Origin of the sequence: Propioniciclava sp. (assembly GCF_029977985.1) — a bacterium.
Lineage (GTDB): Bacteria > Actinomycetota > Actinomycetes > Propionibacteriales > Propionibacteriaceae > Propioniciclava.
In genome coordinates, this window is the sequence record NZ_JARKOT010000294.1 from 1 (window position 1) to 10963 (window position 10963).

A 10963-nucleotide genomic window follows, 5' to 3' on the forward strand; every position below is an offset into this window, starting at 1 on the left:
GTCGGCGCTGAGCTTCAGCCGCCAGTCGCGCAACAAGGGGCTCGTCATGCACGGGTTCGGCGTGTTCGTGCTGGCCGTCGCCCAGTATGCGATCGGCGAGATCGGGTGGTTCTGGGTGCACATCATCCTCGGTCTCGCCGTTGTCGCGGGCGCCGTCAGCCTGTTCACGCTGGCCATGAAGCCGCCGTCCGCAGTCGTCACGGGCATGGCGAAGCGGTCCGGCCGCGGAACCACCGCGGGGTAACGCCCCCTCGCAGCACGCGGCAGGAATGCGCTCAGCCCTCGGTGATGCCCTCGGGAGCCACCCGCATCCAGTGGCCGCTCGGCGTGTGGGTGCACGTCAGTGCGTCGTCCTCGGCGGTGCAGCGGTAGTCGCCCAGTTCGAGCGTGCTTCCCACAGGCAGCACTGCCACGTCCTCGTTGCCGAAGTACTCACTGGTCGTCCAGGTTCCGAAGCCCGACCCGGCCCAGGCCGTGGCCTCGTTGTAGCGGTAGGGGAGGCTGGCCGGGTCGGTGCCGCAGCCGAACACGATCGGGCCGGTGTCGGTGAGCATGACGTCGGTGACGCTCTCCAATCCCGGTTCGCACGCCTCGTCGGCGGGTGGCAGGTCGAGGGCGTAGCCCATCGGGATGTTGCACACCACCGCCTCCGGGCCCATCGCGCACGCCACGCGGGTGCTCGGGGAAGCGAACTGGGCGAACTCGCCGTAGGCCGCGGCGTCCAGCGTGCGTGTCGGTGCGGAGACGGTCGGCGTCGCGACCGGGATGGCCCGTTGGTCCCAGGGGCGGAGGGTGAGCAGGGTGGCCGCGGTGGCGATGGCGAGCACCGTTGCGGCCGCGACCGGCACGAGCGTGCGGCGGCGGACGACGCGGTGGCCGTCGGCGATGACGGGGTCGAGGTCGACGGCGAACGACTGGGCGTCCCCGATGGACTTCAGGTCGGCGCGGAGCAGGTCCTCGAAGGTGTTCATTGTAGGTGTCCTTCCTCTGCGTAGCGGGTTCGGAGGGTGGCGAGACCGCGGGAGGCATGTGATTTCACGGTGCCGAGCGAGAGGCCGAGCTCGTCGGCGACCTGGCGCTCGGACAGGTCGCAGTAGTAGCGCAGCACCACGACGGCGCGCTGCTGCGGCGGCAGAGTGGCCAGCATGCGGGCGACCCGGTCATTGTCGTCGACCCCCTCGTAGGGGTCGGACGCCGCCGTGCGCGACTCGACGGTGCTGGTGGAGACCACCTCGCCGTGTCGCTGCCGCCACTGGTCGATGTGGGCATTGACGAGGGCGCGACGGGCGAAGGCGCGGGCGTCTGCCTGGCGCACGCGCGGCCAGGCGACATAGGTCTTGAGGAGCGCCGTCTGCACGAGGTCGCGGGCCACCTCGCGGTCGCCCGAGACCAGCCAGGCCGTGCTCGTGAGCGACGCGGAGGCGTCAGCGGCGAACTGGGTGAACGCTGCGTCCCGTTCTCGGGTGATCCCCCACATGATCGGCTCCTTGCGACGTGGTGTCGCTGGCAGTACGTGCAGCATGCCGGAAAGGTTGCGTCCGCTCCACAGCCGGCCTGCGGTGCGGCCGCCGAACCGCCGCGCGTATCCGGTGACGTTCGGCGTCCCGGTGGGAACCATGGAGTATGAGCACCCCCACCGACGCCCACCACCGATGGCTCGAAACGCTGTTCGAGCGGCACGGGCAGGCCCTCCGCGCGTTCGCCACGCGACGCGTCGGGCCGGACCATGCCGACGACATCGTCTCCGAGACCTTCGCCGTCGCCTGGCGGCGCCGGGATTCGGTGCCGGACGCCGCCCTCCCCTGGCTCTACCAGGTGGCCCGGAACGCGATCCTGCACCACCGGCACTCCCTCGCCCGGGTCCTCAACGTGCGGGAGGCCGTCGCCGCGACGGCCGACGTGACCGTGGCCGGGCCGGACGCCGCGGCGTCCGACCTCGTCGAACGCGTGCTCGCCCAACTGGCCGACATGGACGCCGAGGTGTTGCGCCTCACCGTCTGGGAAGAGCTCGCGCCCGGCGAGATCGCGACCGTGCTCGGCATCTCTCCGGGCGCAGCTCGAACCCGCCTCATGCGCGCCCGCCGACGCGCCCAGGAGGTCTACCTGGCCTCCGAACCCGAAACCCAACCCACTCCCACCATCGCCTGACAAAGAGACCGACATGCCCACCCTGTTCGAGGAACACCTGCGCCACGCCGATCCCTGCCGCGACGTGCCCGCCTACACCGATGCCGAGCGTCGGCTGCTGCTCGCGGACGCCACAGCCGACTCCCGCGTCACCGAGCTACCCCTTCGCACGCCGGGACGCCGCTGGCCCCGCGTCGCCGTCGCCGCCGCGGCCGGGCTGACGGCGCTCGGGCTGCTCGGCGTCCAGCTGATGGGAGGCGTCCAGCCGCCCCTGGCCACGGCCGAGGAGGTGCTGGATGCGGCAGCGATCCACGCGACCGACCCGACGGCCGCCGACGGCCAGTACTGGCGCATCACCCGCTCGGGCACCGTCGTCCACGTCGAGCTTGTCGAGGGGGGCGGAGACCGCACCTACATCGTGAGCGACGTCGACGTGCACTACCGTCCGGTCAGCGGCCAGGGCGCCTCGTGGTTCGTCGACGGTGCCGACGCCGTCGAGCGGCAGGTCTCGGGGGCGCCGGCCGACGCGGCGAGCGTGGACACTGCCCCCTTCATCTGGCAGGAGGACGCGCTCACCGAGGGCTCATGGCAGGGTCCGACCCTCGCCTGGCTCGCCGCCCTCCCCCGTGACCCGCAGGCCCTGCGCGACCGGGTCTACGCCGACTCCGCAGGCCAAGGCGTCACACCGGACGACGAGGCTTTCGTGACCATCGCCGACGTGTTGCGCTCCGGCCTCGTTCCGGCCGATCTCCGTTCGGCGCTCTACCAGGTGTTGCGGACGGTCCCGGGCGTGGTCGTCACCGAACAGGAAGCCGACATCGACGGCCGCACCGGCGTCGCGCTCGGCCGGGACGACGCCACCGGCGGCTCGGTCGAGATCGTCATCGACCCGGCGACCGGCGAGGTCGTCGGCGAGCGCGAGCAGATCGCGTTGCCGGGCACGACCGACACCGTCGCCACCCAGGTCCGCGTCGACCGCGCCGTCGTTGACAGCGTCCCCGACGACGTGGTGAACGGCGTCAACGGCTGAGCCGGCGGACCACCGCCCGAACCGCTGCGGGGCCTCGCCCGCCGTCAGTCCAACTGGCGGCGGGCGGCGCCCTTGTCGGCCGACTGGGCCAGCGAGGCGAAGATCTTCAGCGCGTTGCTGACCTCGCGGACGCGGTCCTTCGGCTTCCAGCCTAACTGGTCCTGTTCGGCGCGCCGGGCGGCTAGTTCGGCGTCGGAGACCTCCACGTCGATCGTCCGCTCGGGGATGTTGATCGCGATGATGTCGCCGTCGCGGATCAGGCCGATCGCACCCCCGGACGCCGCCTCCGGGCTGATGTGCCCGAGACTCAGGCCCGACGAACCGCCCGAGAAGCGGCCGTCGGTGATGAGCGCGCACTTCGGGCCGAGCCCGACGCCCTTGAGGTAGCTGGTGGGGTAGAGCATTTCCTGCATGCCGGGGCCGCCCTTGGGGCCCTCGTAGCGCACGACGACGCAGTCGCCCTCGACGATCTTGCCGCCGAGGATCATCTCGACGGCCTCCTCCTGGCTCTCGGCCACCTTCGCCGGGCCGCGGAACACCCACTGGTGCTCGGGGACGCCGGCGGTCTTCACGATGGCACCGTCCGGTGCGATGTTGCCCTTGAGGACGCCGAGGCCGCCGTCGGCGGTGTAGGCGTGCTCGACCGACCGGATGCAGCCGCCGGCGGCGTCCGTGTCGAGATCCGCCCAGCGGTTGGTGGAACTGAACGCCTCGGTCGTCCGGACGCCGCCGGGCGCGGCGTACCAGAGGTCGAGGGACTCGGCGGAGGCCTTGCCGCCGCGGATGTCCCAGGCGTCGAGCCACGCGGCGAGCGAATCGGCATGCACGGCGTGCACCGACTCGTCGAGGAGGCCGCCGCGGCGCAGCTCGCCGAGGATGGCGGGCATCCCTCCGGCGCGGTGGACGTCCTCCATGTAGTACTTCGTCGTGTTGGGCGCCACCTTGGCGAGGCAGGGGGTGACGCGGCTGAGGGCGTCGATGTCGTCCATGGTGAAGTCGACGCCCGCCTCCTGGGCGGCGGCGAGGATGTGCAGGACGGTGTTCGTCGAGCCGCCCATCGCGATGTCGAGGCGCATGGCGTTGGCGAACGCCGCCTTCGTCGCGATGGAGCGCGGCAGCACCGAGTCGTCATCGTCGTCGTAGTAGCGCCGGGCGAGCTGGACGGAGAGGCGTCCGGCCTGCAGGAAGAGATCGCGGCGAGCGGACGCCGTCGCGAGCGTCGAGCCGTTGCCCGGCAGGGACAGGCCGAGGGCTTCGGTGAGGCAGTTCATCGAGTTGGCGGTGAACATGCCCGAGCAGGAGCCACACGTGGGGCACGCGTTGGCCTCGATGGCGGCGATCTGGTCGTCGCTCACGGAGTCGTCGACAGCCTTGACCATGGCATCGATGAGGTCGAGGCGTTCGCTGCCACCCTCGTCGGGGGCGCCGGAGACGACCTTGTCGCCGAGCATGCGGCCGGCCTCCATCGGGCCGCCGGAAACGAACACGGTGGGGATGTTGAGGCGCAGCGCGGCGAGCAGCATGCCGGGGGTGATCTTGTCGCAGTTGGAGATGCACACGAGCGCGTCGGCACAGTGGGCGTTGACCATGTACTCCACCGCGTCGGCGATGAGCTCGCGGCTCGGCAGGGAGTAGAGCATGCCGCCGTGGCCCATGGCGATGCCGTCGTCGACGGCGATGGTGTTGAACTCGCGGCCCACACCGCCCGCCTCGCGCACCGCGCCCGCGACGAGTTGGCCCATGTCCTTGAGGTGCACGTGGCCGGGCACAAACTGGGTGAAGCTGTTCGCGATCGCCACGATGGGCTTGCCGAAGTCGGAATCGCTCATGCCGGTGGCGCGCCACAGTGCGCGGGCGCCGGCCATGTTGCGGCCGTGGGTGGACGTGCGGGAACGGAGCTGGCCCATCGAAACCTCCTCGGGACGGACCGCCCCAGCCTACTCGGGCCCGCGTCTGCGGCGGGATGGGAGGTTGCCTCCGCGAGACGGGCCGCCTCAGCGCTTGCGCGGCGTCACCCAGATCGTGATGTCGCAGTGCACCGACTCGACGCCGGCGGCGTCCACCAGGCTGACGGGGACGACGACGTCGACGCCGGAGGTGATGAGGGCGAAGTCGGGCCGGGGATCGAGCTGGGCGGTGGCGGTGAGCCCGCCCTGGGTCTTCGCGAGGTACTGGGCGGTCATGGCCTTGGGGATCCAGCGGTGCGTGGGCGGCACGGTGGCCTCGGCGAGCATGCCCATGGCGACCTCGGCGAGGTTGCAGGCGGCGATGGCGTGGAAGGTGCCGATGTGGTTCTGCACGCCCCACCACTTCGGTGCCGTCACCACGCAGCGCCCGGGCCCGAGCTCGCGGACGTGGGGGAGGACGGTGCGGAAGTAGGGCGCCTTCAGCGCCACCGCAGCCGAGAACAGCCGGGTGCCGATCGGCTGGGGCAGGGACTGGCTGCGCTGCCAGAGCTCCCACGTGCCGGTAAGCGCGGTGAGGTTCCGCCGCACGTCAGTCTTCAGTCCCACTGGTTCCACCCTCTCGTGTGATCGCTCCAACCCTGGGGAAGCGCTGATCAATCATGTTCCGTGCGAGGACGTGCCGGGCGCCAGATCGCCCGATCCGGTGCAGCGCAGCCGCGACAGGATTGTGGTCCCTGGTTACCGGGACCCGCTCGATCATCGGGGTCATGCACGCCGCTTGGGTGCTTGTACGCCGCTTGGGTGCAGAAACGACGGTTCGGCCGGGGCGTACGCCGCTTAGGTGCTCATACGCCGGGTCTGCGCGGCGGATGTGTGACTAAACGGCGTGCGTGCTGCCCGGGCTTCTTGCGGACAGCGGGACGCCCCGGTCGGGGTGGTGTCGGGGCGCTAGGGGCGCTGGTTGAGCTTGTCGAAACCCGTGCGCTGGTTGAGCTGGTCGAAACCAGGGTCTCGACAAGCTCGACCAGCGGGGGCGGTCCGGGCTTCATGCCGTGGAGCGGCTTTCGTCCGCTTGGGGCGTCCGCAGTGATCGGAGATCATGCCGTGGAGTGGGTTTCGCACACCGGCGGCGTCCGGAGCGTGCGGAAGCCACACCGTGGAGTGGATTTCGACCGCGCGGCCCTGAGCAGAGTCTCAAAGGGCTGCAGCACCCCGTTCCGAACGCGGACCGACCCCGCACCCGTAGGCTGAGCGCCATGATCTGGGCCGTCTCGCTCGCGGTCGTGGCCGCGCTCCTGGTCGTCGCGCGCGTGGTGATCCGCAGCCGGGCCAAGGACGCCCCCGGCAACCAGACCGTCGCCGTCGCGTTCGCGCCACCGCGGGAGGTGACGCCGGCCACGGCTGCGGCGATCCTGCGCGAGGTCGACAACCGCCTCGGCATCCCCGCCGAGATCCTCGACCTCGCCCGCGAGGGCGTCTGGCAGCTGGGCGCCCGCGACGCCAACCGCGACGGCACCAAGAAGGTCTGGTTCGTGACCCGCCGCACCCAGCGCGAACCCAAGCTCCGCCCGGTGCCGCAAGAGGTGTACCGCACCCTGTTCCCCGCCGGCTATGCCGGCGACGAAGCCACCCTCGACGGCTCGACGTCGATCGCGCAGGGCTTCGCCGGCGCGGTTGGCGAGGCCGAGCGCGAGGTGGTCAAGCGTGGCTGGGTGACCACCAGCCAGTCCCCCTGGACCATCTCCCTCGACCTCCTCGGCGGCCTCGTCGCCGCTCTGGCGATCCTGCCGATCGCGTTCGGCTGGTTCGATCTCACCTGGCTGCCGCTGCAACTCGTCGCGGGCGTCGCCGCCCTCGTCTCCCGCTGGATCAGGCCCCGCAGGTGGCAGCTCACCGACAAGGGACGCCGCCTCACCGACGAACTCGCCGGCCTCAAGCAGTACATGACGCTGGCCGAGGCCGAGCGTCTGCGTCTCCTCGCCGCCCCCGAGACGATCATGAAGCGCCGCGTGCCGAACGGCGCCGGCGAGATCGCGCAGGTCAACGAGCGGCTGCTGCCCTACGCCGTGCTCTTCGGCATCCTGCCCCAGTGGGCGCAGGTGGTGCAGCGCAGCTACGCCGACGCCGGCGTCGCGCCCGGCTGGCTCCTCCTCCCCGGCGACCCCTCCGGTGCCCTCAGCTGGCTCGCCTTCACCGAGGCCGGCGGCCTGGACGCTCTCGACCAGGTGGGCAGCTTCGACCACGCCGCGGACGCCGGTGGCGACGGCGTCTTCGACTTCGGCGGGTCGGACGCCTCCGCCGGCGGCTGGTTCACCGACTCCAGCGGCGGCGGGTTCCTCGGCTTCGGCGGCGGCGACTCGGGCGGCTTCGACGGCGGGTTCGGCGGTGGCTTCGACGGAGGCGGGGGCGGCGGCGGGGACTGACCCGGCGCAGCAACGGATCGGTGGGAGAATCGCGGGCGTGACCGAACGCACCACCCTCGCCGCCACCCTCACCGGACCAGACCGGCCCGGTATCACCCACGCGCTCATGGACGCCGCCGCCGGGCTCGGCACCGAGGTGCTCGACCTGGAGCAGGTCGTCCTGCGCGGGCAGGTGACGATCGCGCTGCTCCTCGGTTCACTGCCGGACGACCTCGGCCGGCTCACCGACCGCCTGGCCGGCACGTGCGCACGGCTCGGTTACCGGCTCACGATCGAGGAGGGATCGGGCGACAACCCGACCCGGCTGCGGCGTGTCGTGGTGACGCTGCTCGGGCGGCCGCTGCGCGCCACCCACCTCGCCGCCGTGGGCCGCGTGATCGCCGAGCATGGCGGCAACATCGACCGCATCCGGCGGCTGTCGCGCACGCCGATGACGACCCTGGAGTTCGTCGTGTCCAACGCCGACGTGGACGACCTCCGCCCGGCCCTGGCCGTCGCGGCGGCCGAGGTGGGCTTCGACGTGTCGGTGTCGCCGGCGGGGCTGGCGCGTCAGGGGCGGCGTCTGGTGGTGATGGACGTCGACTCGACGCTCATCCAGGACGAGGTGATTGAGCTCCTCGCCGCCCATGCGGGTCGGGAGGCCGAGGTGCGCGCCGTCACCGAGGCGGCGATGCGGGGCGAACTCGACTTCGCCGCCAGCCTGCACGAGCGCGTCGCCTGCCTGGCGGGTCTCCCGGCGACGATCTTCGACGAGGTGGTGGCGTCGGTTCGGCTGACGCCCGGCGCCCGCACCCTCGTCGCGACGCTGCGCGACCTCGGCTTCGCCATGGGTCTCGTGTCGGGCGGCTTCCTCGAAGTGGTGGGGCCCTTGGCCGCCGAGCTGGGCATCGGCTACGTGCACGCCAACCAGTTGGAGGTGCGCGACGGCGTCCTGACCGGCCGCGTGCAGGGGCCCGTCGTCGACCGCGCCGCCAAGGCAGCCACCCTGCGCGCCTTCGCGGAGGCGGAGGGCCTGCCGCTGTCGCGCACGGTCGCGATCGGCGACGGCGCCAACGACCTCGACATGCTCGCCGCCGCGGGGCTCGGCATCGCGTTCAATGCCAAGCCGGCGGTGCGGGCGTCCGCGGACACAGCCTTGTCCCTGCCGCACCTGGACGCCGTGCTGTACCTGCTCGGCTTCAGCCGCGAGGAGGTTGAGGACGCCGCCGCCGCGCGTGCGGCGTCCGGCGCCTGATCCGCGGACAGCCGCGCGGTTGGCGGCGCGAACCCCTCAGAGCGCGGCGACCAACCGATCGAGGCCCTCGTCGAGTTCGGCGATCGCACCGCAGAAGCTAAACCGGATGGTGTGCGCGCCCTGCGCACGGTCGAAGTCGATTCCGGGGGTGAGGGCGACGCCGGTGCGGGCGAGGATGTCCGCGCACCAGGCGAGGCTGTCGCGGGTGAGGTGGGCGACGTCGCAGTAGGCGTAGAAGGCGCCGTCCGGCGGGGCGAAGTCGGTGATGCCCAGCTCGGGCAGGCGCCGGAGCAGGAGGTCGCGGTTGGTGGCGTAGCGGGCGACGTGGGCGTCCAGCTCGGGGCGGGCGGCGTCCGACAGTGCGCCGATGGCGGCCACCTGGGAGATCGCCGGCGCGCAGATGGCGAGGTTGCCCTGGAGGAGTTCGATGCGGCCGCGCAGCGGCTCGGGGGCGAGCAGCCAGCCAAGGCGGTAGCCGGTCATCGAGAAGTACTTGCTGACCGAGCCGATGACGACGGCGTCCCGGCTCGTCTGCCAGGCGGACGCCGTGGTTGCGTCGCCGAACTCGATCCCGTGGTAGATCTCGTCGCTGAGGAGCAGGCAGCCGCTCTCGGCGCCCCAGCGGGCGATGGCGGCGAGCTCGCGGGGGTCGACGACGGTTCCGGTCGGGTTGGCCGGGCTGGCGATGACGACGGCGTCCGGGCGGGTGGGCAGGGAGTCGAGCAGGGCGGCGGTGGGCTGGAAGCGGGTCTCGTGGCCGCAGTCGAGGTCGAGGACGCGCAGCCCGAGCGCCTCGATCGTGTTGCGGTAGGCGGGGTAGCCGGGGCGCGCCATGGCGACGGTCTGGCCGGCGTCGAGGGCGGCGAGCAGGGCGAGCTGGAAGCCGCCCGATGACCCCGTGGTGATGACCACCTCGCCGGGGGAGACGTCGAGGCCGTGGCGCCGGCGGTAGAGGTCGGCGACGGCGCGGCGCAGCGACGGCATCCCGGCGGTCTCGGTGTAGCCCAGCACGTCGCGATCGAGCGCCTCGGACGCCGCCCGTCGGGCCGGCTCCGGCGCGGGGGTGGCGGGCTGGCCGACGCAGAGGAGGATCGCGTCCCCGTGTGCCGCCTGGCGGAGTGCTGCCTGCCGGACGACCTCCATCACGTGGAACGGCTCCACGGCGCTGCGCCGCGACAGGCGACTGTTCGGGTTCACACTCCCGACCCTACGGGGCGCTCACACCGCACGGGCTTTCGGCGCTGACCTGCCGCGGATCTCGGCGGGTCAGGCCGCCTTGACGCCGCGCCGACCCAGGACGATCCACGGCACGATGGACAACAACAGCACCGACCCCGTCGCCACGAACGCCCAACCGAACCCGAGGAACTGCGCGATCAGACCAGCCAGCAGGGTTCCGCCGATGGAGCCCAGGTCGCCCGCCATCGAATAGGTCGACAGCGCCGAACCGCCGTTGCGGTCGGCACCGATGAGGTCACCCATCTGCGCCTGCATGGCCGGCATGATCATGGACGCCCCCACACCCGCCACCGCCGACAGGCCGAGGTAGAGCGGAACCGTCGTCGACCAGCCGAACACCAGGTTCGCCAGCCCGGACACGAGCAGCCCGAGCATGAGGACCGGGCGGCGTCCGAGCGCGTCGACGAACCGTCCGCTGAACTGCTGCGCGATCGCATTCGCGAGCGCGTACACCGTCAGCGCCATGCCCGACATCGCCACCCCGATCGTCGGGACGGCTGCCGCCATCAGCGGAATGAGCGAGATGCGGACGCCGAAGTTCGTCCAGCCGTTCGCGAACCCGGTGACGAGCAGCGCCTTGTAGACCGGGTTGCGGAGGGCATCGGCGAGGAGGAAGCGGGGGCGGGCGTCCTCGGAGATCTCGCGGCCGCCGGCGCCGCGCAGGAAGACGAGCACCACCGTGATCGCGGCGAACAGCATCGCGGCGTAGATGAGGAAGGGGATGCGGAAGCCGAAGCCCGCCAGGAGCGACCCGAGGATCGGGCCGGTGATGTTGCCCAGCAGGAACGCCGACCCGTACAGCCCCGACGTGCGCCCGCGCGCCGAAGGTGGCGCCAGCCGCACCATGAGCCCCATGGACGCCACCGTGAACGTCACCGATCCGAGGCCGCCGAGGCCGCGCCAGAACAGGAGGTCCCAGTAACCCTGCGCGAAGGCGCACCCCAGCGAGCTCAGCGCCACGACGAACAGCCCGGCCACGTAGGTCCACCGCTCGCCGAAGCGC

11 protein-coding genes are annotated in these 10963 nt (G+C 71.9%); 5 read left to right on the forward strand and 6 right to left on the reverse strand.

Going from position 1 to position 10963, the window contains the following annotated elements; genetic code table 11:
- A partial coding sequence (locus tag Q1K57_RS15560) for a hypothetical protein (protein WP_300084306.1) occupies window positions 1-244 on the forward strand: 244 nt, incomplete at its 5' end.
- A 31-nt stretch (window positions 245-275) separates the two neighbouring features.
- Here Q1K57_RS15560 and Q1K57_RS15565 read toward each other — a convergent pair.
- Window positions 276-971, reverse strand: coding sequence for a hypothetical protein (locus tag Q1K57_RS15565; RefSeq protein WP_300084308.1), 696 nt, complete (start codon window positions 969-971; stop codon window positions 276-278).
- A complete protein-coding gene (locus Q1K57_RS15570) occupies window positions 968-1477 on the reverse strand; it encodes a SigE family RNA polymerase sigma factor (protein ID WP_300084310.1) in 510 nt (169 codons plus the stop codon). Before Q1K57_RS15570 ends, Q1K57_RS15565 begins: the two co-directional genes overlap by 4 nt.
- 146 nt (window positions 1478-1623) lie before the next feature.
- Here Q1K57_RS15570 and Q1K57_RS15575 point away from each other — a divergent pair, with 146 nt between their 5' ends.
- Window positions 1624-2148 (forward strand): sigma-70 family RNA polymerase sigma factor, encoded by a 525-nt coding sequence (locus Q1K57_RS15575; RefSeq protein WP_300084312.1) that lies wholly within the window; start codon window positions 1624-1626, stop codon window positions 2146-2148.
- Window positions 2149-2161: 13 nt separating this feature from the next.
- Complete coding sequence (locus Q1K57_RS15580; RefSeq protein WP_300084314.1) at window positions 2162-3157, forward strand: CU044_5270 family protein; 996 nt, start codon at window positions 2162-2164, stop codon at window positions 3155-3157.
- A 44-nt stretch (window positions 3158-3201) separates the two neighbouring features.
- Here Q1K57_RS15580 and ilvD read toward each other — a convergent pair whose 3' ends face one another.
- Both ilvD and Q1K57_RS15590 read right to left on the reverse strand, forming a co-directional pair.
- On the reverse strand, window positions 3202-5064 hold the full coding sequence (gene ilvD, locus Q1K57_RS15585) for a dihydroxy-acid dehydratase (protein WP_300084316.1): 1863 nt from the start codon (window positions 5062-5064) through the stop codon (window positions 3202-3204).
- Window positions 5065-5151: 87 nt separating this feature from the next.
- Window positions 5152-5670, reverse strand: a complete 519-nt coding sequence (locus tag Q1K57_RS15590; protein WP_300084318.1) for a hotdog fold domain-containing protein — start codon at window positions 5668-5670, stop codon at window positions 5152-5154.
- Window positions 5671-6320: 650 nt separating this feature from the next.
- Here Q1K57_RS15590 and Q1K57_RS15595 point away from each other — a divergent pair.
- Together Q1K57_RS15595 and serB are read left to right on the forward strand one after the other, a co-directional pair.
- Window positions 6321-7487 carry a hypothetical protein gene (locus tag Q1K57_RS15595; protein WP_366525384.1) on the forward strand — a complete coding sequence of 389 codons (1167 nt, stop codon included), beginning with the start codon at window positions 6321-6323 and terminating at the stop codon, window positions 7485-7487.
- A 37-nt stretch (window positions 7488-7524) separates the two neighbouring features.
- The gene (gene serB / locus Q1K57_RS15600) at window positions 7525-8721 is read left to right on the forward strand and encodes a phosphoserine phosphatase SerB (RefSeq protein WP_300084322.1); all 1197 of its coding nucleotides are present in this window, start codon (window positions 7525-7527) and stop codon (window positions 8719-8721) included.
- Between the two features lie 36 nt (window positions 8722-8757).
- Here the strand turns inward: serB and Q1K57_RS15605 are convergent, their stop codons facing one another.
- Together Q1K57_RS15605 and Q1K57_RS15610 are read right to left on the reverse strand one after the other, a co-directional pair.
- Complete coding sequence (locus tag Q1K57_RS15605) at window positions 8758-9918, reverse strand: aminotransferase class I/II-fold pyridoxal phosphate-dependent enzyme (RefSeq protein WP_300084324.1); 1161 nt, start codon at window positions 9916-9918, stop codon at window positions 8758-8760.
- 69 nt (window positions 9919-9987) lie between these two features.
- Window positions 9988-10963, reverse strand: a 976-nt coding sequence (locus Q1K57_RS15610) for an MFS transporter (RefSeq protein WP_300084326.1), incomplete at its 5' end; no start/stop codon positions are given.